Source organism: Ruminococcus hominis, assembly GCF_014287355.1.
GTDB classification, from domain to species: Bacteria; Bacillota; Clostridia; order Lachnospirales; family Lachnospiraceae; genus Schaedlerella; species Schaedlerella hominis.
Window position 1 is genome coordinate 2,324,561 of the sequence record NZ_JACOPE010000001.1, and the last position, 20,667, is coordinate 2,345,227.

General features: G+C 37.7%; 20 protein-coding genes. 5 read left to right on the plus strand and 15 right to left on the minus strand.

Features of this window, described 5'->3' with window-relative positions; genetic code table 11:
• Window positions 1–73: 73 nt before the first annotated feature.
• The 4 genes from H8S40_RS10295 to H8S40_RS10310 all read right to left on the minus strand — a co-directional run bounded on the left by H8S40_RS10295 (window position 74) and on the right by H8S40_RS10310 (window position 4,252).
• Entirely contained in the window at window positions 74–262 is a 189-nt protein-coding gene (locus H8S40_RS10295; protein ID WP_186865213.1) for a hypothetical protein, read from the minus strand.
• A 145-nt stretch (window positions 263–407) separates the two neighbouring features.
• Complete coding sequence (locus tag H8S40_RS10300) at window positions 408–665, minus strand: TetR/AcrR family transcriptional regulator (RefSeq protein WP_022074409.1); 258 nt, start codon at window positions 663–665, stop codon at window positions 408–410.
• Window positions 666–696: 31 nt separating this feature from the next.
• Window positions 697–1,464, minus strand: coding sequence for a zinc ribbon domain-containing protein (locus H8S40_RS10305; RefSeq protein WP_186865214.1), 768 nt, complete (start codon window positions 1,462–1,464; stop codon window positions 697–699).
• Window positions 1,465–1,627: 163 nt separating this feature from the next.
• Complete coding sequence (locus H8S40_RS10310) at window positions 1,628–4,252, minus strand: FtsX-like permease family protein (RefSeq protein ID WP_243238230.1); 2,625 nt, start codon at window positions 4,250–4,252, stop codon at window positions 1,628–1,630.
• A 545-nt stretch (window positions 4,253–4,797) separates the two neighbouring features.
• Between H8S40_RS10310 and H8S40_RS10315 the strand changes: the two genes are divergently transcribed.
• The 5 genes from H8S40_RS10315 to H8S40_RS10335 all read left to right on the plus strand — a co-directional run bounded on the left by H8S40_RS10315 (window position 4,798) and on the right by H8S40_RS10335 (window position 9,056).
• Window positions 4,798–5,433, plus strand: coding sequence for a hypothetical protein (locus H8S40_RS10315; RefSeq protein ID WP_117861817.1), 636 nt, complete (start codon window positions 4,798–4,800; stop codon window positions 5,431–5,433).
• Between the two features lie 15 nt (window positions 5,434–5,448).
• Window positions 5,449–5,628, plus strand: coding sequence for a hypothetical protein (locus H8S40_RS10320; protein ID WP_117861818.1), 180 nt, complete (start codon window positions 5,449–5,451; stop codon window positions 5,626–5,628).
• Window positions 5,629–5,921: 293 nt separating this feature from the next.
• Window positions 5,922–6,503 carry a hypothetical protein gene (locus H8S40_RS10325; protein WP_055148571.1) on the plus strand — a complete coding sequence of 194 codons (582 nt, stop codon included), beginning with the start codon at window positions 5,922–5,924 and terminating at the stop codon, window positions 6,501–6,503.
• Window positions 6,448–7,788, plus strand: coding sequence for an ISAs1 family transposase (locus H8S40_RS10330; RefSeq protein ID WP_227156865.1), 1,341 nt, complete (start codon window positions 6,448–6,450; stop codon window positions 7,786–7,788). The genes H8S40_RS10325 and H8S40_RS10330 overlap by 56 nt, the downstream gene beginning before the upstream one ends.
• A gap of 242 nt (window positions 7,789–8,030) precedes the next feature.
• On the plus strand, window positions 8,031–9,056 hold the full coding sequence (locus H8S40_RS10335; RefSeq protein WP_117861816.1) for a CPBP family intramembrane glutamic endopeptidase: 1,026 nt from the start codon (window positions 8,031–8,033) through the stop codon (window positions 9,054–9,056).
• A gap of 377 nt (window positions 9,057–9,433) precedes the next feature.
• On the opposite strand, the gene H8S40_RS10340 is transcribed toward H8S40_RS10335, so the two are convergent.
• The 11 genes from H8S40_RS10340 to H8S40_RS10390 form a co-directional block, all read right to left on the minus strand.
• A complete protein-coding gene (locus H8S40_RS10340) occupies window positions 9,434–12,196 on the minus strand; it encodes an ABC transporter permease (protein WP_186865215.1) in 2,763 nt (920 codons plus the stop codon).
• Between the two features lie 11 nt (window positions 12,197–12,207).
• Window positions 12,208–12,891, minus strand: a complete 684-nt coding sequence (locus H8S40_RS10345; RefSeq protein ID WP_186865216.1) for an ABC transporter ATP-binding protein — start codon at window positions 12,889–12,891, stop codon at window positions 12,208–12,210.
• A 101-nt stretch (window positions 12,892–12,992) separates the two neighbouring features.
• Window positions 12,993–13,913 (minus strand): sensor histidine kinase, encoded by a 921-nt coding sequence (locus H8S40_RS10350; RefSeq protein WP_238012853.1) that lies wholly within the window; start codon window positions 13,911–13,913, stop codon window positions 12,993–12,995.
• A gap of 1 nt (window position 13,914) precedes the next feature.
• On the minus strand, window positions 13,915–14,352 hold the full coding sequence (locus H8S40_RS10355; protein WP_243238231.1) for a response regulator transcription factor: 438 nt from the start codon (window positions 14,350–14,352) through the stop codon (window positions 13,915–13,917).
• Window positions 14,353–14,610: 258 nt separating this feature from the next.
• Window positions 14,611–15,054: a YunG family protein gene (locus tag H8S40_RS10360; RefSeq protein ID WP_186865217.1), complete on the minus strand. Its 444-nt coding sequence runs from the start codon at window positions 15,052–15,054 to the stop codon at window positions 14,611–14,613.
• Between the two features lie 51 nt (window positions 15,055–15,105).
• A complete protein-coding gene (locus H8S40_RS10365) occupies window positions 15,106–15,603 on the minus strand; it encodes a GNAT family N-acetyltransferase (RefSeq protein WP_186865218.1) in 498 nt (165 codons plus the stop codon).
• 15 nt (window positions 15,604–15,618) lie between these two features.
• Window positions 15,619–16,272, minus strand: coding sequence for a thiamine diphosphokinase (locus H8S40_RS10370; RefSeq protein WP_118725258.1), 654 nt, complete (start codon window positions 16,270–16,272; stop codon window positions 15,619–15,621).
• Window positions 16,265–16,927 (minus strand): ribulose-phosphate 3-epimerase, encoded by a 663-nt coding sequence (gene rpe, locus H8S40_RS10375; protein ID WP_118737289.1) that lies wholly within the window; start codon window positions 16,925–16,927, stop codon window positions 16,265–16,267. The genes H8S40_RS10370 and rpe overlap by 8 nt, the downstream gene beginning before the upstream one ends.
• A gap of 17 nt (window positions 16,928–16,944) precedes the next feature.
• Window positions 16,945–17,823: a ribosome small subunit-dependent GTPase A gene (gene rsgA / locus H8S40_RS10380; protein WP_118725259.1), complete on the minus strand. Its 879-nt coding sequence runs from the start codon at window positions 17,821–17,823 to the stop codon at window positions 16,945–16,947.
• A gap of 9 nt (window positions 17,824–17,832) precedes the next feature.
• Window positions 17,833–19,923 (minus strand): Stk1 family PASTA domain-containing Ser/Thr kinase, encoded by a 2,091-nt coding sequence (gene pknB, locus H8S40_RS10385; RefSeq protein ID WP_186865219.1) that lies wholly within the window; start codon window positions 19,921–19,923, stop codon window positions 17,833–17,835.
• Window positions 19,917–20,660 carry a Stp1/IreP family PP2C-type Ser/Thr phosphatase gene (locus H8S40_RS10390; protein WP_118737287.1) on the minus strand — a complete coding sequence of 248 codons (744 nt, stop codon included), beginning with the start codon at window positions 20,658–20,660 and terminating at the stop codon, window positions 19,917–19,919. The genes pknB and H8S40_RS10390 overlap by 7 nt, the downstream gene beginning before the upstream one ends.
• Window positions 20,661–20,667: the final 7 nt, after the last annotated feature.

The following is a 20,667-nucleotide window of genomic DNA, read 5'->3' on the forward strand; positions in this document are numbered from 1 at the left end:
GTTATCTATTCGACCCCTATATTTCTTCACTTTCACACAAATTTTTCAGCCGCACATAAACTATATTTTTCTATTACCCATCGCTCCGGATATGAGCTTCGATATATCGTTCCGGTTCAAATTTGCCTTCATATGTTGTGATACCGTTCTGCGTGGTAATCACCATTTTAGGTGAATCGTTGCCGCAGGCGGTCAGCAATAATAAAGCCGCAGCGAGGACAAGGTGTGAAAAAACGCCGAGACACTTCAAATTCTTTTCCATTTCATTCCGTTACTCCATTCCTTCGCGCAATTCTGCTCCATAACGGCATCCCAGAGACATCACAATAAACATCACACCGAGTGCCACGGATTTACCACCATAATTATTCTATCGCTAATTGAATTCATTGTCTATATACAGACAACTAACATGCACAAATCGCTACCAAGATGCATGATAATTCCATCTGCTGCTCCATACGCTGTACAATACAGTCAAAAATATCTCTCTTTCTTTTGTTATGACGGTACAATGCCCCTTTTGTCATATCAAGTTCTCCTGCTATCCGGCTGACGTAGACAGTCTCGTAACCATCTCTGGCAAACAGATGCAGTGCCACAATTAATATTTTCTCTAAAATAAATAAACGACCATTTACGTTTTGATAATAGTAAACGGTCATTTATTTGTCTAGACTATTCTTTTTGTTTATATTATCTCTTTTTATAAATCACAAGCTCCGGATTTTCACCATTCTTCTCATATGTACATACGAGAAGAAAATCCATACCTGCCAAAATACCGAAGCACCTTTCTCCCCCAAATTCAGACTCCAGTTGATTGCCCAGATAGGTTTTCTGATCATCAAGGAATTTCACTTTTTGACCATTAGGCAGATTATATTCCAGATTCACATATTTCCCCACAAGTGCATTTAGTTTGTCTACCCTTGGAAGTCCATCTATATGCAGATCATTTATTTCATTTATCAATTGCATTTTAAACTCTTCAAACTGCCCATTGTCACTAAGTTCATCATACCTTTTCCAATAATCTAACTTTGGAAGCATTTCTTTCAGATAAGTGCGTGCCTGTTCTTCGGTAAAGCTTTCATTTACCATATTCTTTACACATACATCAATCAATTCATCCATATCGTTATATGTGTACGTTCCATCTGCATAGCACCATTTACAATACTCCTCATTTAATGTGCCATCTTTATCACGTCCCAATATGGAATCATCATCAATTGGCATCCCGCAGCACTGACAAATCAACTTTCTGGGTTCTCCTAAAAGCGTATTGATTGAGACATCAAATTCTTTCGATAAGAGCTTAAGTGTATCCGTATTTGGAACGGTATCTCCATTTTCCCAACGTGATACTGCCTGCCTTGTAACCATGATTTTATCTGCCAGCTCGTCTTGTGACATTCCTCTTCCAGTACGAAGTTTCAAAATAATATTTTTTGTTTCCATAGTCGTCACCTCCGTTATCTTTATCATATCGATAAATCTGCAGGATGAAAAGCAACCTGCTGTTGCCATAAGCTATCTATATGATTCGATTATCACTCTTTGGTCATGACTTTCTTGCACCACCTTACAAGCCTTAAAAAGCGTATAATTCATTCCTTTTTGATCAATTTGTTTTTCCAGATTTTTTCTTACACGCAAGACATGTAACAAAAATATTAATAACTGCAAATGATAACATTACACTCACAGTAATCTGAATCGGCCAATGAAATGTAAAATATGACAATTTATTTTCCATATAAATCTTTACTCCAACCAAAGTGACCATTCCTACAGTAAACAACAATCCCATCACACACATAAAATAATAACTGCCTTCTCCAAAAAGCATTAATTTCATTTGCTTATCGGTCATCCCAATGCTTTTCATAATATCAAATTCTTTTCTCCGAGTGTACATCCCGGTAAATACAACGTTACAATAATTGGTCAATCCTGCAATGAATAATATGATACTTACAGCACCTAAGAGAATTCGATTTCCTCTCATATATGTTTCTTTTTGCTGCATCAGGTCTGATTTACAGATAACAAAAACTCCTGCTTCGCCGGTTCCTTCATCCATTGATACTTCTGTCATTTCGGATCGTTTTTTATTTTCCTCGGAGACCAGCTCGCTGATCTGTGTTTTCACATAAGGTTCTTTTTCTGAGTCGGCAGTTAATTCCATTGTTAATATCTTTTTCTCAGTTGGTATCTTTTGAAAGCCTTTCTCACTGATAAAATAGTATAAGCTGCCTTCTCCATGCCAGGATTGATTTATTTCCGGGAAATCATCACTTTGCCTGTCTAAATAACCGCATAAAGTAAATGTTACGGATTCCTTTTGTAGGAAATCGTCTTCCTGTTGTTTCTCTTTACTATCAGAATTATATTGTTCTTTTCTACGAATTGCATCTTCTTTTGAAAGCAACGTTTTAAAATATACCGGTTCGCCAATTGCTTCATTTGCAAGTTTTTGCTGTTCCGGAGTCAGCATATGATCATGTATGATCAGCACGCCATTTCCCTCTTCCAAAGATTCCATATCAATATTGAGTTGATTATCCTGCACGTATTTCTTAAGTGACAAGATTTGATTTTCATCTATAACTTGTACAGTATCCCAGCTAAATCCTTCCACCATATTCTCACTTGTAAGATTCGAAAGCCCCTCGTCATAGGGACGAATGCCTTTCTTAGATATAACCGTATCTACATAGGCTCCTTCAATCAGATTGGACTTCTCCCAATCAATACCATCTATCTTGTGTAGTTTTTTCTCTAACTCTTGAGAAATTGGTGAAAATTCATCATAATCATTGTCATACAACAGTTCCACACCGTCGCCCTGTGTCAGTAAAGGATCAACATCGATTTCTCTAGTTTTATATTCTTCCCCACATCCCTGGCTTTTCCCGAATTCGCTAAACTCTCCTGCCAGCAAAAAATCAGGGCGTTTCTCAAGAAGATGCTTATAATCGCATCCATTTGTAAGTACATTCATTAGAATAAAAGACAGGACTCCTAAAAAGATAGAAATACTTGTAATGATAAATCGTGCTTTATGACGTTTTATATTTCCCCATGCAATATAAAACATTTCTCCTGTCTCAGAGCGTTTCAACACCAGTTTTCCAGGATGTTTTATTTTTTTGTCACCCATATTTCCATCATAAGTGGCACTCTCGATACAAGACAGCTTCGTTATTTTTCTAATAACGCCTTCTGATGCCATCCACAAAATTCCATTTACAAATACAACAGAAAGAAAAAGAATCCATGGTCTGAAAAAGGAAAGTATCATATTTCCTCCCATTTCCTGATAAAAATGAAACCCTAATATTTCCGGTATCAATAAGACCAAAATCAATACAGAAATCAAACTCCCTAAGACAGAACCTTTTAACATGAGTAACCGCATTTGTTTCCGGTATATTTTTGTGATCTGTCTTTCTGTGGCTCCAATCGTGTGGAGTAATCCGAGATTTTGAATATCTTCACTCATGGATATCCAAAGAACATTACGCACAAGGAAATAAATTCCGCACAAAATACCTAGCGTTCCTAATATCACCATCTCATATCCACCTGCGAATTTAGAAACGGCAGTATATTGTGCTGTATCAGAAACGTATATCTTCTGATCTGCACTCTTCATCGGCAATGCCTGATATAATTTTTCTTCTGTTTTGCTTCTGCTTAAATGATTGCTCTGACTGAAAAGTAAAGTATAGGGACCCTTTTCCAGGTTTAACTCATTAATTTTGTCATGTGAAATATATCCGATTGCTAATTTATTTCCAGAGTCCGTATACCAGCCACATAGTTTGAATTTTTCTTTCGAATGTTCGAACAGACCTTTGTATACATCTAAGTTTATTTCCATTCCCTGTTCTGGTTCAGAAATACCAAGTTTTTTCAATGCCCTCTCAGATAATAGAATTTCATCCTTTTTCTGTGGGTAATTTCCAATCACATTGGTATATGCAGGCTTCAAAAAATTGTTCCAGCTTTCTGAGTCAGCCCATACTACATCACATATCGTTTTTGCATTATCATCTGAAATGTCTGTAGCTTCACCTACAAAAATACTTTTTCCAACCCGTTTTATATAATCCAGTTGTTTTAATTTTGCATATTGTTCTTCTGTTCCATCTTCTATTCTGCCCGAAGAAGCAGTTCCATTTTCTCGGGTTAATCTTATTTCTTCTGCTTGTATTTTTCCAAAGGAAATTCCAAATACCATGGTAATAGCAACAATACCGATTACTGCCGAGCAAAATAAAATCGTATGATGTGGGTGTCAAAAGTATTGATATCACATAGTGCGCTTTGCTACGAAAATAAAACTCGTAGCAAAGGACAAAAAATATGTGCAGTTGTCAGTCACAGAAAATGTGACTTTTGACACCCACATCATAAAAAATAAACCGGCAGAAAAACAACTTATTCATAAGAAAAATTTTAGTTATATAAGCGGTAAGGAAAGCCAAATAAATTTTTATCTGCAGGAACCGCAGTGCTGCGAAAGATAATATTATGGAAAAACGAATTGCCCAAAATATCAGAATAGTATGAATGTTTATTGAAAGTTGTCTGAATATATAATATAATACTATTACAATAAAAACGAGTATTCTTTGTTATGAGAGGAGGAGAATCCATTGGCATATTAATTTCACATCGAAAAAAAATAAGAAAGTAGTGTAAAATATTTATTTTTAAGAAAGATATATGTGTTGCCAGAAATCTTGTGGAATGTAACAGAATTAAAGGAAGGAGAAAGAATTTATGAAACACGCAAAGAAAATGATAGCATTCATATTAGTAATTACAATTACGCTGATACAAGGGATATCTGCAAACGCCTCAAATATTAATCTTAATGATGATTCTGCTAATTTATTATATAAAAATCATCACTCAGAAGAAATTCTGATTGATGGGAAAACTTATATCTATAACTTATATCTGACGGATGAAGGAAATCGAGGGATGGATATACTTGATGAATCAGGTCAGATTATAGCACAATTAGAATATGATGAAGATAATTATACTACTCTAGTGGATGGTCATGTTTGGAGTGTTGGTACTCCTGACAAAAATGTAAATGTATTAGCTGATGCTAATTGGATTTATTTCAGTTCTGTAGATCATACTATTACATGGCCAGAAGCCGCTGCTGTTGCTGTAATCGCAGGTGCTATAGCAATAGGTATCGGATTCATTGGTCCACAGGCAGTAATAGGAGCTATTGGTTTTGGAGCATTATCTGTAATTGCTGGTATGAGTCCTGGAGGACGTGTCAACGCAACAATTTATAAATTCAATTCATCTCTTATTAATCAATATAAAGTCATTTGGATGTTCTGCGATCCGCTAGGTGTATGGTACGGTCCATATACAAATATAGTTAACCAATAACTCAAGGAGGTATTTATGAAAAAGCATTTATCGGCTATCATAACAAGTATCGGAATCATGATTGGAATTATCTTACTGATTTTGATTCAGGTAATTGGAAAGACGAATATTCTTGACATACTGGTAAGGTGCTATACTTTTTCTATCCCATTATGGATTACTATTATTGTTTCCTTAAAAAGAAAAGAAAAGTAGTACCGCTATTTCAAAAAAGACAACATCAGTACAGCTTGACTGCAGAGCAGGAAGGAGACTATTATATTACAATTTATTTTGCGACTAAGATACTTACTTTGAAAAATGGTCGGATGGAGAGAAAGCCACCAGGGTTGTTTCATGAAGGATTTTTAAAAACATAAAAAGATCAGATTTTATCGGGGGTTATGCATGTTATACAAAACATGTGTAACTCTTGATTTTTTGTGCCTGTAGAGGTATAATATCTATATGGTATAGGTGTATTGCACCTATACAGAAAGGAGGATATTATGCCAGTAACTGAGAAAAAGTACCCGGATTGGGTTCAGAAGTATCGGATCAAAGGAACTACCGTGAAGAAAAAAGGAGATTCGTATTATCTCTATAAAAGAACATCCCGGCGCGTGAAAGGGAAAAAGTATCCGCAGCCAGTCGATACCTATATCGGCGTGATTACTCCGGAAGGAGTAATACAAAGCAATAAAAGAAAAGTATCTTTGACAGATGCAGAAGTATGGGAATACGGATTTTCAAAAGCCGTCTGGGAGTTGTGTCCGGATGATTGGAAAAAACCGTTGGGGGATGACTGGCAGGATGTACTTTCCATTATTCTTCTAAAACAGTCTCCAACCTCTTATATCCAGAAAACACGAGTGATGAAAAAAGAATCGGATTTCCGATATCAGTTTGCAGCCCAGACAGCGTCCCTGTCCCGCAGAATTTATAAAAAACAGGGCATTGGCCTGGAAGAATTACATCAGTTAGAGACCATCTATTTAGTATGCCTGGATAAAACGGAAATCATTTCGAAAGTGAATGAGGGGCAACGGAGACTCCTGGAGAAAATACAGGTGGCATTGGAAATGTGCTGAAAAGACTGTTCTGACAGAAAAATTGATCCATTATTTCAGGCAGATTCCGGATTATCGGTGCGGCAGAGAGAAAAGACACGATCTTGGAGAAATGCTGGTATGCGTCACCCTCGGATTCCTTTGTGGCCGGACAACGATCCGCAGGAGCCTGAAATGGTGCAAAACCCACTTGGAAGAGCTGCGGAAGCATATGAACTTAAAATACGGGATCGCCTCGCCTTCCACTATTACCCGGATGTTGAATGGCATTGATGAGGAATTAGCTTTGTATGCTTTTATGGAGTGGATTGGCGAGATCGTGGAATCCAGAAATACCCATCTAGCTATTGATGGGAAAGCATTGTGCGGTGCAACGGAAAAAACGAAAGGTGAGACAACCCCGATGCTGCTGAATGTAGTGGAAACGGTCCGGGGATTGATACTTGCACAGCTTCCGGTAGATTCAAAGACGAATGAGATTACGGCGATTCCTGAATTATTAAAGCTTCTGGATATCAGCGGGAGCATTGTAACGATTGATGCTGTTGGGACACAGACTGCAATCATGGAACAGATTCATGAACAGGGAGGACATTTTGTGTTAACAGTAAAGAAAAATCAGCCGGAGGCCTATGAGGAGATTCATACGTTCATGGATAAACTGGGGGCGGAAGATCTCAAAAGAAAAAAAGGCGAAGCTATGGATCCTGGGATGAAGGAGTTCCTTGAGAAATACGAAGAAATCAGCCAGATGGAAAAAAACCGGGACAGAAATGAGTATAGGACTTGCCAGATATGTAAAGACGCTTCAAATCTGACCAAAAGCCAAAAAGAATGGCCGCACGTTCAAAGTATTGGGCGGATCAAGCAGGTGAGGATACCCAAGGAAAAAGACAGCCAGGGGAATGATGTGACGCCGTCGAAGGAAGAGTTTTTGGAAAAAGGCTCCAGAAGAATCCCAGCTCCTTCTGCTGGAGAGGGAGCCGGGAAAGATGTCCAGTGTACGGCACTGATATCAGACCTGATCCTTACAGCAGAGGAGCTGGGAAGCATAAAAAGAATGCACTGGTCAATAGAGAACCGGCTCCATCATGTGCTGGACGATACATTTAGGGAAGACCGCTCGCCAGCCAAAAAGTCCCGGAACAACCTGTCGCTCATCAGAAAATACGCATACAACATCCTGCGTCTGGCAATGTACGAGACGGGTCTGGCAAATATAATGACAGAAATGATGGACTGCTTTTGTGACAATGCCGCTTTGCGGGAACGGTATGTGTTTCAAGGCATAGCCAGTCTCTATTGACTATATAAAAAGAATACCTCTGAAAAAAGGTCCTGTAAAGGGATATAGAGTTAATTTGCGCTTTTTTACATGACCAATGAATCAGAAACAATATGAGAGATGTGATAGCAAGGATGCAATAAGTTAGATCTGCCCATGGATAGTTCATGAAACAACCCTGCAATTTGAGGAATAACCTGTACCTAAGTGTCTAAAGTATGATATCATGTGAGTAACAAATTAGAAGTTGCAAGGAAGGAATTATGAAATTTATGCAAACAGAGAAAAAACAGCTTTTGATCTATGTGATTATAGCATACGGAATCACATATGTAATGGGACTTCTGATGTGGTATGGCTATGGAAAAGGTCTTAATCTCAGCGCTTTTCCACAGGCGCAGATGCTGTATCCAGCAGCAGGTGTGATGATGGCTTATTTAATTACCAAAAAAGGAGATAAAAATCTTCCAACGGCTTTTTACATATTCTTTGTAGCTCTCACGGCGGTGCTGGTTGTCTGCACGGCGGCTTCTGTTCTGGCTCCCAAAAATAGAGATCTGATGAGCATGCCATATTCTCAGTGGGCACCGATCATGGAGTACGTTATAATAGGTGGCAGCGTTATTTTCTGGATTCTTCTTCTGCAATCCGGTAAAGAAAAGCGCAGAGCCTATGGACTGAACAGCGAACACTGGAATATATCTATTCGTATGATCCTGTTGTTTATTGGATTATATCTTCTCAGATTTGTGATTGCCTGTACTCTGAGCGGCCAGCTTTCTGAATTTGGCAAAATAATGGCAAATCCTACTACCTGGATCATATTTTTTACTGTTTTGGTAAACTTTTTCCTGTCAGTAGTGGCATTCTTTGGAGAAGAATACGGATGGAGATATTATCTTCAGCCTCTTCTTCAGAAAAAATTTGGACTAAAAGGCGGCGTAATCCTTTTGGGCTGTGTGTGGGCTGTATGGCATCTGCCAATAGACTTCTTCTATTACACTACGCCGGATATGGGGCTGGCGGCTCTGGCAAGCCAGTTTGTTACCTGTATTTCACTGGGGATTTTTATGGCATATACTTATATGAAAACCCAGAATATCTGGGTTCCGATAATTATTCATTTTCTGAATAATAATATGGTGGTAGTTTTTTCAGGAACGTACTCTGCGGATGTACTTCAGAATCAGCAAATCCACTGGGGAGATATTCCTGTGGCACTGGTAATGAATCTGCTGATCTTTGGATGGGTGATCTTTCTGAAGCCATTTAAGGAAAAAAAAGCATAATATTGAATTCATTCAAATTATTTAGAACAATTTGCAGGAGTACCTGCATTTTTAGGAATAGTTATTTTAATTTCATGTATTGCAGATTGGATGATATTTGCAAAAATTGAAGTGGCATAACTTATAATAGGTTATTCATAATTGTAATCAAAAATCACTGTCCATTCTGTGGCAAATCATTAAGGATTGTACCTATAAATAGTGAAGAATATTGTCCACACTGTGGTTGTAAAATAGAACAGGAGCATAAGAAAAATCAAGTTTGTAGAATTTAAAAATTTAATATGAAATATGAGATAGAGCGTATGAAAACTATACGTTCTATTTTTTGCCTTTTTGAGAAAAGTGAAGGCAAAACACAGTGTCTAGACATCGTATCAATGCGAATCCTTTTCTTCACCGCAAAAACCAACAACAAAATGGGTAACCAGAACATTAACCACTAAAAGTGATAGCATTATTCCTGCGATAATAAGAATCGGCCAACGAAATGTGAAATATGACAATTTATTTTCCATATAAATCTTTACCCCAACCAAAGCTGCCATTCCTACAGTAAATAACAATCCCACCACACACATAAAATAATAACTGCCTTCTCCAAAGAGCATTAATTTCATTTGCTTATCGGTCATTCCAATACTTTTCATTACGTCAAACTCTTTTCGTCGAGCGTACATCCCAGTGAATACAACGTTACAATAATTGGTCAATCCAGCAATGAATAATATGATACTTACAGCACCTAAGAGAATTCGATTTCCTCGCATATATGTTTCTTTTTGCTGCATCAGGTCTGATTTACAGATAACAAAAACTCCTGCTTCGCCGGTTCCTTCATCCATTGATACTTCTGTCATTTCGGATCGTTTTTTATTTTCCTCGGAGACCAGCTCGCTGATCTGTGTTTTCACATAAGGTTCTTTTTCCGGATTGGCAGTTAATTCCATTGTTAATATCTTTTTCTCAGTTGGTATCTTTTGAAAGCCTTTCTCACTGATAAAATAATATAAGCTGCATTCTCCATGCCAGGATTGATTTATTTCCGGGAAATCATCGTTTTGCCGATCCAAATAACCACATAGAGTAAATGTTTCAGATTCTTTTTGAGGGAATTCGTCTTCCTGTTGTTTCTCTTTATTCTCAGAATTACTTTGTTCTTTTCTACGAATCGCATCTTCTCTTGAAAGCAAAGTTTTAAAGTATACCGGTTCGCCAATTGCTTCATCTGCAAGTTTTTGCTGTTCCGGGGTCAGCATATGATCATGTATGATCAGCACACCATTTCCTTCTTCCAAAGATTTCAAATCAATATTGAGTTGATTATCCTGAACGTATTTCTTAAGCGACAAGATTTGATTTTCATTTAAAATCTGCACAGTATCCCACCAGAATCCTTCCACCATATTGTCATTTGTAAGATTCGAAACCCCTTCGTCATAAGGACGGATTCCTTTTCTGGACATAACTGTAGTCACATAAGCTCCTTCAATCAGATTGGAGTTCTCCCAATCGATACCATCTATCTCGTGTAGTTTTTTCTCTAACTCTTGAGAGATTGGTGAAAATTCATCATAATCATTGTCATACAACAGTTCTACACCATCTCCCTGTGTCAGCAAAGGATCCACATCGATTTCTCTTGTTTTATATTCTTCCCCACACCCCTGGCTTTTCCCAAATTCGCTAAACTCTCCTGCCAGCAAAAAATCAGGGCGTTTTTCAAGAAGATGCTTATAATCACATCCATTTGTAAGTACATTCATTAGAATAAAAGACAGAACTCCTAAAAATATGGAAATACTTGTAATGATAAATCGTGCTTTATGACGCGTTATATTTCCCAATGCAATATAAAACATTTCTCCTGTTTCAGAGCGTTTCAACACCAGTTTCCCAGGATGTTTTATTTTTCTGTCACCCATATTTCCATCATAAGTTGCACTCTCAATACAAGACAGCTTCGTTATTTTTCTAATAACGCCTTCCGATGCTATCCACAAAATTCCATTTACAAATACAACAGAAAGCAAAAGAATCCACGGTCTGAAAAAGGAAAGTATTGTATTCCCTCCCATTTCCTGATAAAAATGGAAACCTAATATTTCCGGTATTAATAAGACTAAAATCAGTGCAGAGATCAAACTTCCCAAGACTGAGCCTTTTAACATGAGTGACCGCATTTGTTTTCGATAAATTTTCGTAATCTGTCTTTCTGTAGCTCCAATCGTGTGGAGCAAACCGAGATTTTGAACATCTTCACTCATGGATATCCAAAGGACATTGCCCACAAGGAAATATATTCCACACAAAATACCTAGCGTTCCTAATATCACCATCTCATATCCACCTGCGAATTTAGAAACAGCAGTATATTGTGCTGTTTCAGAAACGTATATCTTCTGTTCTGCACTCTTCATTGGCAATGTCTGATATAATTTTTCTTCTGTTTTACTTCTGCTTAAATGATTGCTCTGACTGAAAAGTAACGTATAAGGTCCTTTTTCCAGACTCAACTCATTAATTTTGTCATGTGAAATATAGCCGATTGCTAAATCATTTCCATAGTCCGTATACCAGCCACATAGTTTGAATTTTTTTTTCGAATGTTCGAACACACCTTTGTATACATCTAAGTTTATTTCCATTCCTTGTTCCGGTTCAGAGATACCAAGTTTTTTCAATGCCCGCTCAGATAATAGAATTTCATCCTTTTTCTGTGGGTAGCTTCCAATCACATTGGTATATGCCGGTCTCAAAAAATTGTTCCAGCTTTCTGAGTCAGCCCAGACTATATCACATATCGTTTTTGCATTGTTCTCCGAAACTTCTGTAGCTTCACCTACAAAAATACTTTTTCCAACTTGTTTTATATAACCCAGTTGTTTTAATTTTGCATATTGTTCTTCTGTTCCATCTTCTATTCTCCCCGAAGAAGCAGTTCCATTTTCTCTGATTAATCTTATTTCTTCTGCCTGTATTTTTCCAAATGAGATTCCGAATACCATAGTAATAGCAACAATACCGATTACGATCGAGCAAAATAAAATCGTATTTCTCACCTTTTTTGTGCCTGCAAAATTTTTAGCCAGAAATCGGATTATGTCTTTATTGTTATTTGGAATGTTCTTGTGAAGCATAGTAATCCCTCCTAACACTCGTTACAATCTCTTGTATAGATTTTTCCATCAGACATACGTATTACTCTGTCTGCCATCTGTGCGACCTCTTCTTGATGCGTCACGATCAATGTCGTCTGATGAAATCTTGCAGCACAGGATTTTAGTAATCCTACGACTTCCATACTTGTAACAGAATCCAGATTTCCGGTCGGTTCATCCGCCAGGACAATTGCCGGTTTCGTCAACAATGCCCGTGCTATAGAAACTCTCTGTTGCTGTCCACCGGACAGTGTTGATGGAAAACGTTCTAATTTATCTTTTAATCCAAGTATTTCTACAATCTCATTAAAGAAATCTATATCAATTTCCTTACCGTCAAGTCGCATCGGAAGAACTATGTTTTCGCGTATACTAAGCGAAGGAATTAAATTGTATTGTTGGAATACAAATCCGATATTTCTTCTTCTGAATATTGTTCTTTCTTCCTTACTGAGATCTTTTAAACTTGTATTTCTGATCCAGACACCTCCAAAATCCGGAATGTCAAGACCACCTAATATGTTCATAAGTGTTGTCTTTCCACATCCGGAGGTACCAACAACCGCTATAAATTCGCCCTCTTCCACCGTTAATGACACACCATCTAAAGCACGCACTTCATATGTATCAGATGTGTAATATTTTTTTAGATTTATGGCTTTAATTATATCCATCTTTTCTGTAAACTCCTTTCGTAAATGCTACCTTTAACTCAGCCATAATCTATTTTACATGGTACATCTTACAAACTTCTTACACGCTGCATATGAACTGTCTATACCGGAAGATTCACTTCTATAAGCAGCCCTGGCTTCATTTGTTTTGCTTTCATCATCCCTTTTTGTAATAGAACAATCTCTCTGGAAAGATATAAACCAATTCCGCATCCTTCCTGCCCTCTTGCCTGCTCACCACGATAAAATCTTTGAAAAATTTTATTTTCTTCTCCATCTCTTATCCCGATTCCATAATCTCTTACTTGAATTTTATAAAACATTTCTGTCTGTTTCATTGTGATATTGATCGTGCTGTTGTTTTTACTATATTTGACTGCATTATCAAACACATTATAAAACGCCTCACACATCCAGTTTTTATCATGTTCACAGATAATTTTCTCTGGCAATTCTACTTGAAAATAGATATCTTTCTCTTCTGCCTTTTTCTGTATTTGCCCCAACGCATTTAAAATCGTTTCAACAAGATTTTCTTTTTGAGTGTGAACTTGTATGATTCCCTGCTCTAATCGGGCAGTTTTTATAAAGCTCTCCACCAAAAAACATAATTGTTCTTCACTTGTTCGCAAGTCTTTTATGTATTCTGTATTCAATGTTTCTTGAGTTTCATTTAATGACTCTTGCAGCAATTCTGTATAATTTTTTATATTCGCCAGCGGTGTCCTTAGTTGATGCGCAATCTCAGAAATTAATTTCTGTATCTCATATTTACTTTTTTCAGCCTCTTTCCTTCTTCCTTCCAATATTTCCTGTAAACGGATTAATTGATTGGTCGTTTTAGAATAGATTGTTTCTTTCCCTATATCAGAACCATCTAATTCATTGCCGTTTATTAAGGATTCCGTCAATTTATATATTTTATTCATTTCATTTGTTCTCAAATGATTTTCAACTAAATATACAGTGCTTCCTCCGAGTATGAAACCTATTAAAAGTACTGTAAAAATTGCTACAGCCATGCTACTCTCCCATTCTATATCCCATTCCAAATACATTACTGATAACATTCGATGAATCATTCAATTTCTTTTTCAATCTGCTGATCATAACGCTAATTGTGTTAGGATCAATGAATTCACTATCGATTCCCCATATATTTTCCATTATCATCTCTTTTGTAAGAACCTGGTTCTGGTTCATAATAAAATATTCTAAAAGCTGATACTCTTTGAGTGTCAAAGATATTTCCGTCTCTCCAACAAAAACCTGTTTTCTATCGGAATATAACATAACCTGTCCGCACATAAAAATATTTTCATTTGATTTTCTCTTTAGCACAACTTCAATACGTTTTAACAATACTTTTATTGAAAATGGTTTCACCACATAATCATCTGCTCCTGTATCAAACGCTTTTAACATATCTTTTTTATCATCTTCTATAATTCCTATTACCATACATATCTCCTGATTTTTCTAGACTATAATATAAAAAGTCCGTTACAATATGCATAACATCTCTGTATATTGTAACGGACTTTTTATTCTTCCCTCTCTGTTCAAGAATGCCTCTGCATTCTTGCTGCGAAATGCGCGTCATGCAATGCATGACATACTTCTTCTGCGCATCTCTGCAATCCTGCCGGAGGCTATATCAGATTGGGATTGACTCCCACCACTGATACTGATTTGTTACTCGCCACCTACAGGTGGGAGTCATCTCACATCTGATATAAGCTTCCTTAACTCTGCTTTCAAGAATTCATACCTCAATCGCTTTTCTTCTTTTTCAAAATGAACATCTCGACTCTGGATAGGGTTATTCTCATAAGATAAAACCTCATCTTTGAACTGCTCACTTGTAAGGTCAAATATACAATCACCAATCACATTATAGCAATGATAATTACCACCACTCCTTCGGATTCCATATACCTCTCCACCGAAAATATCCTGTGCAAGGAATGCAGTAATCGAGCACTGTCCCAACGTCATATTTTCTTTTGACCAACCATCTCTCATTCTCGGTGCACAGGTATCAGCGCACCAGATTTCCGACAACAAATCATACAGATGTCTTGGATTTTTTACTTTTTTATATTCTTCATTAACAGTAGGAACATCGGCATTCTGCCAACCATAGAATCTATATTCCTTCATTATTACTCTTCCTCGTATAATTTCATCATCTAATCTATTATTCCCTAAGCACTATATTCTGCAAGTCATCTCATGCCATTCTTCTCCACCCCAGGTAGAATCCGCAATTCCTCTATCCTCAAATCCAAACTTTTTATACATCTCCACTTTGTTTGCAAGACATGTCAGATACAGCATATTGCGCCCTTTTTCATGTTCTATTCTACGATACTGACAGACAATTTCTCTCGCAAGTCCTTGCTTTCTATACTCAGGAAGCACATCCAGACCAAGCAACATAATATTCTTTCCCTCTGGATCATAAAGACTTACATCTGTGAAAAATTCATCTCTAAACTTGGATTCTTTCGTAGATAATCCATTAAGAAATCCTGCTATTTTACCAGTATCTTTATCTACCGCTACAAGAAACAACTCTGGTGCAGCAGCTATACGCTCTTTCATTGCCCTCGGTAAGCATGCTTCATTTGGTGGAAAACAAATTTGCTCTATAGCAATTGCCTGTTCCACCTCATCTTGACGGATATTTCTAAATTCAAATCTCTCCATATTCTGATTTTCCCCTCAATCTCTTGTCTCCATCAAAATTACATTTCCCACCGGAAATGTGATTTCGACTTCTTCCTCTTCCCACTCATTACTGACACACAGACTGTCAAACGGCATTAATGTATGATGCTGCAGTGGATATTTTGCCCCTGTTATATTAAAATCTATAATCTCTCCGTCTAATGGAAAAACTGAAAAATATGGGCCAAATGCTTCTGACTTTCGAATTATGTTCGATTCATCTAACAAACGGATTCGATTATGTGCATCCATCAGACATGCTTCTGCCCCCGCATCCTTTGCTATCTTCAAGCTCTGTACATTTGCCCAGATATGATCGATACGGGTACCTGTTCCTCCAAGTATTACAATATTTTTTCTTCCCATATTGAGGCACAAGCGAAGTGCGATTTCGGTATCAGATGCATCTTTTACCGGATTAAACTGCCGAATTGGCACTTTTGTTTCTGTCTTGTAATAATTTACAATTTCTTCTGATGTGCTGTCAAAATCTCCAACAATATAATCTGGCTTAATTCCATGCTTATATAGGAATTCTAATCCATGATCTGCCGCAACAATGTATTCGGTTTCTTCGCTCTTTAAAATTTGCAACGTGAATTCTTCGTCTAACATTCCACCGCTGACAACTACTGTTCGTCTATTCATTTTCGTTTAATATCTCCATAAAGCCTTTTACATTTTCTGCAATGTTATCTTTAAATACTGCTGAACCGGCCACTAATACATTAGCCCCTGATTCCAGAACTTCTTTTGCATTACCAAGATGGATTCCACCATCAACTTCTACGTCTGCTGTTAACCCTTTTTCGTTTAATAATCCACGCAATTCTCTAATTTTATCCAGGGATTCCGGAATAAATGACTGACCACCTTTTCCTGGTTCTACAGACATAATTAAAAACAGTTCTGCCTGATCAAGATATGGTTTTAACACTTCTACAGGTGTTGCCGGTTTTATTGTAAGTCCTGCTTTCATTCCGCATTTGTGAATGGCATCTAACGTTGCCTGAACATCTTCACATGCTTCATAATGCACATTTAAAATATCTGCTCCGGCTTTATGAAATGCTTCTACATAACGGATTGGTTCTTCTATCATAAGATGTACGTCCATCACGATATCTGCTGCACCTTTGATTGAAGCAAGTACCGGGATTCCAAATGAAATGTTTGATACAAACATTCCATCCATCACATCAAAATGAAGATACTCTGCGCCATTCTCTGCACAAGTTTTAACCTGCTCCCCTAACACTTTAAAATCTGCCGATAAAATTGATGGTGCTAATATGTTTTTCATTTTACTTAAATCTCCCATTAATATCTTTTTTTGTTTTTTAATTCTTGATACATTTCAAGATAATCTTCATAACGGATTTTATGAATTTTACCTTCCTCCACTGCATCCTTAACCGCACATCCCGGTTCATGCACATGATCGCATCCGTTAAATCTGCATTGCCCTTCATATGATGCAAATTCACGGAAATAATATTTTAATTCTTCTTTTTCAAATTCATTTACATACAATGAGCTAAAGCCCGGAGTGTCCATAATGTAACTGTTGTCGTCAATTGTAATAAGCTCCGAATGTCTTGTTGTGTGCTTTCCTCTTGAAATCTTCTTGCTGATACTTCCGGTCTCCATCTGAATATCTGACTGAAGCAAGTTGATCAAAGAAGATTTTCCAACTCCGGACGGACCTGCGACCGTTGTTGTCTTTCCCCGAAGTACTTTTTTTATTTCTTCAATATTCTCTTCCTCTTTTGCACTGATCAATATCAACGGATATCCACATGCCCGGTATACTTCTTCTAATTCTGCAACTTCCTGCTTCTTGGCGATATCTTTTTTATTAAAACAAAGTATCGCCGGAATCTCCTTGCTTTCCATCATAACCAAAAAACGATCCAGCAAATTAAAATGTGGCTTTGGCTCTGTTACTGCAAACACAACTAATGCCTGGTCAATATTTGCCACTGCCGGTCGGATCAATTCGTTCATTCTTGGTAAAATATTTATAATATTTCCTGTTTTTTCCTGTTCATCCAGTACTTCTATCTCTACATTATCTCCTACGAGTGGTTTTTTCTTGTCTTTTCGAAAAACTCCTCTCGCTTTACATTCATAAATGCCGGATTCTACTACATGAACGTAGTAGAATCCGGCGATACCTTTTATTATCTTTCCCTGCATAATATTCCTTTATTGTAACTCTGAAGATTCATTGTCTTCTCCGCCTGTGTTTCCATTGTCAGTAGATGGTTGTGCTCCTTTACTTACTACAAAGCCAACACTGCTGCCTTTCTCTATCTGACTTCCAACGGAAGCAGTCTGCGAAATTACATATCCGGCTGAAACGCCTGCATTATATTCTTCTGTAACACTTCCAACCGTAAGTCCTGCATCTATAATGGCCTGTTCTGCTGCCTGCTGTGTCATTCCACTTAAAGACGGAACTGTCACCATTTTTACCTTTGCTCCTTTGCTGACCACGATATTGACAGTGCTTCCTTTCTTTACTTTGCCACTGGCTGGATCTTGTGAAATAACCATTCCTGACGCAACGGTATCACTATAATCCTCTGTAACAGAAGCCTGTAATCCAACATTCTGTATCGCAGACTGTGCTTCTTCTGAACTCATGCCTGTAATACTTGGCACTTCAACAGACTCAATTCCCAGACTGACATACATGGTTACTTTGCTGCCTTCTGTAAGCTGTGTTCCTGCTACCGGATCAGTTGAAATTACTTTTCCAGATGCAACGGTATCATTGTTCTGTGCCTGTGCCTCCACAACCAGATTCAGATTTTCAAGCGTCTTCTGCGCATCATCCTCACTCATACCTTTTACATCCGGTACAGATACTGTCTTTTTCGCTTTACCGGTACTGATTACAACTTTTATTTCTGTATTCTTTTCCACTTTGGAATTGGCCTTTTCGCTCTGTTCCATAATCTCGCCGGCTGCATACTTATCTGATTCTTCTCTTCCTGCTATAGAATATCCAAGATTCTTTTTCTTTAATGCGGCCTTTGCCTCATCTTCTGTCATTCCCAGCAAGTTAGGTACTACTACTTTTGCATCGTTCGTTGTTGTATTCAGACCGATACCACCTTTAAATGCACCCATAGCATTTCCTACCATAAATATAATAACCATGGCAATAATCGCAGCTGCAACAACCATTAAAATTTTCATGATTTTCTTCGTATTCGGATCTACATTCTTTTTACGATTATAATCTGAGTTTCTTCTCTGAGTCGGTGCTCTGTAATCGTCATCGTCGTCATCATAATCATCATCGTCATAATCGTCATCGTCATAATCTGAATCATCATAATCATCCGACTGTGAATAACTGCGTTCCTGAGCTCTTCGAATCTCATCCTCAGACATCAGAATTGTCTCATCACCTGCCGGCTTTCTTCCGGTAAATACATCCAACTGCTCATCTACAAAATGCCCATCCGGATCTACAAGAGAATGTTTCAAATCAGAAATCAGATCCTGACAATTCTGATATCTTCTCTCTACATTCTTCTCTGTACATTTCATAATAATGCAATCCAGACTGTAAGGAATATCAGGTACTTCTACTGATGGTGCAACAATCTTCTCCTTCAGATGCTTCAACGCAACTGATACTGTCGAATCCCCATCAAATGGTACATGTCCTGTAACCATCTCATACATGGTAATACCAGCTGAATAAATATCACTCCGCTCATCTACAATACCGCCTTTTGCCTGTTCCGGTGAAGTATAATGAACCGATCCCATAACATTCGTACTGATTGTAGCCGTCGATGTTGTAGCACGTGCAATACCAAAGTCTGTAACCTTAACCTTACCATCCTTTGAAATGATAATATTCTGTGGTTTGATATCTCTGTGGATAATATGATGATTATGTGCAGCCTGAATACCGCTTATCATCTGTATTGAAATACTGATTGCCTCTTTTGCAGACAAACGTTCTTTCTTTTCAATATATTCTTTTAGTGTAATTCCTTCAACAAGCTCCATGACCATATAATACAGTCCGCGATCTTGCCCTACATCATACACATTCACTACATTCGGATGCATCAGACCTGCTGCCGCCTGCGCTTCACTTACAAACTTTTTGATAAATGATTCGTCATTCCTATAATCACTTTTCAAAACTTTTACGGCAACATAACGATTTAACTTATGATCTTTACCTTTATATACATCCGCCATACCACCCGAGCCGATACGCCCGAGTATCTCATAGCGCTTTCCTAAAAAAACCCCTTCTTTTAACATATACTCACCTCATCAGTAAATGGTTCCATCAAAACAACTCCGATGTTATCTGTTCCACCGTTCTCTTTTGCTGCATCCACTAATGCTGTTCCGGCTTCTACAATATCTCTTCCCCCCTGAACTATATGAAATAGTTCCTCGTCTTCTACCATATTACTCAAACCATCTGTACACATCAGTATGATATCTCCCCGTTTCAGACGGTGTTCGTAAAAGTCTACATCGACATTGTTCTTAGCACCAATTGCTCTCGTAATGATATTTTTATCCGGATGATGCTTCGCCTCTTCCGGTTTGATACCACCCAGTCGTACCATCTCTTCAACCAGCGAATGGTCCTTTGTCAACTGTGTGATTCCTTGATTGATCAAATATAAACGGCTGTCTCCAACATTTGCAAAATACATCATATGATCTACGATCGTTGCTGCTACAACTGTTGTTCCCATGCCTTTCAAATGTTCATCTTCCGATGCTTTCTTGATAATCTCTCGATTTGCCTTCTCAATTGCGGAAACAAGCGCTTTCTCCACGTCTTTCTCTTCACTTTGAGCAAGCTCTCTTTTCATCACTTCAACTGTATATTTTGAAGCGTAATCTCCTGCCTTGTGTCCTCCCATACCATCTGCTACAACAAATAAGTTTGGGAGAGGTCCTATTGGATTGTCTGTCGTATAGACATAGTCCTGATTTACTTGTCGTACCATACCTACATCGGTAATCGAAAATGTCTTCATATTCTTC

What these genes read in the sequence shown, in the direction of transcription:
- H8S40_RS10295 (WP_186865213.1), bottom strand. Translation starts at nt 262, where the DNA reads ATGGAAAAGAATTTGAAGTGTCTCGGCGTTTTTTCACACCTTGTCCTC.
- H8S40_RS10300 (WP_022074409.1), bottom strand. Translation starts at nt 665, where the DNA reads ATGACCGTTTACTATTATCAAAACGTAAATGGTCGTTTATTTATTTTA.
- H8S40_RS10305 (WP_186865214.1), bottom strand. Translation starts at nt 1,464, where the DNA reads ATGGAAACAAAAAATATTATTTTGAAACTTCGTACTGGAAGAGGAATG.
- H8S40_RS10310 (WP_243238230.1), bottom strand. Translation starts at nt 4,252, where the DNA reads ATGGTATTTGGAATTTCCTTTGGAAAAATACAAGCAGAAGAAATAAGA.
- H8S40_RS10315 (WP_117861817.1), top strand. Translation starts at nt 4,798, where the DNA reads ATGAAACACGCAAAGAAAATGATAGCATTCATATTAGTAATTACAATT.
- H8S40_RS10320 (WP_117861818.1), top strand. Translation starts at nt 5,449, where the DNA reads ATGAAAAAGCATTTATCGGCTATCATAACAAGTATCGGAATCATGATT.
- H8S40_RS10325 (WP_055148571.1), top strand. Translation starts at nt 5,922, where the DNA reads ATGCCAGTAACTGAGAAAAAGTACCCGGATTGGGTTCAGAAGTATCGG.
- H8S40_RS10330 (WP_227156865.1), top strand. Translation starts at nt 6,448, where the DNA reads ATGAGGGGCAACGGAGACTCCTGGAGAAAATACAGGTGGCATTGGAAA.
- H8S40_RS10335 (WP_117861816.1), top strand. Translation starts at nt 8,031, where the DNA reads ATGAAATTTATGCAAACAGAGAAAAAACAGCTTTTGATCTATGTGATT.
- H8S40_RS10340 (WP_186865215.1), bottom strand. Translation starts at nt 12,196, where the DNA reads ATGCTTCACAAGAACATTCCAAATAACAATAAAGACATAATCCGATTT.
- H8S40_RS10345 (WP_186865216.1), bottom strand. Translation starts at nt 12,891, where the DNA reads ATGGATATAATTAAAGCCATAAATCTAAAAAAATATTACACATCTGAT.
- H8S40_RS10350 (WP_238012853.1), bottom strand. Translation starts at nt 13,913, where the DNA reads ATGGCTGTAGCAATTTTTACAGTACTTTTAATAGGTTTCATACTCGGA.
- H8S40_RS10355 (WP_243238231.1), bottom strand. Translation starts at nt 14,352, where the DNA reads ATGGTAATAGGAATTATAGAAGATGATAAAAAAGATATGTTAAAAGCG.
- H8S40_RS10360 (WP_186865217.1), bottom strand. Translation starts at nt 15,054, where the DNA reads ATGAAGGAATATAGATTCTATGGTTGGCAGAATGCCGATGTTCCTACT.
- H8S40_RS10365 (WP_186865218.1), bottom strand. Translation starts at nt 15,603, where the DNA reads ATGGAGAGATTTGAATTTAGAAATATCCGTCAAGATGAGGTGGAACAG.
- H8S40_RS10370 (WP_118725258.1), bottom strand. Translation starts at nt 16,272, where the DNA reads ATGAATAGACGAACAGTAGTTGTCAGCGGTGGAATGTTAGACGAAGAA.
- rpe (WP_118737289.1), bottom strand. Translation starts at nt 16,927, where the DNA reads ATGAAAAACATATTAGCACCATCAATTTTATCGGCAGATTTTAAAGTG.
- rsgA (WP_118725259.1), bottom strand. Translation starts at nt 17,823, where the DNA reads ATGCAGGGAAAGATAATAAAAGGTATCGCCGGATTCTACTACGTTCAT.
- pknB (WP_186865219.1), bottom strand. Translation starts at nt 19,923, where the DNA reads ATGTTAAAAGAAGGGGTTTTTTTAGGAAAGCGCTATGAGATACTCGGG.
- H8S40_RS10390 (WP_118737287.1), bottom strand. Translation starts at nt 20,660, where the DNA reads ATGAAGACATTTTCGATTACCGATGTAGGTATGGTACGACAAGTAAAT.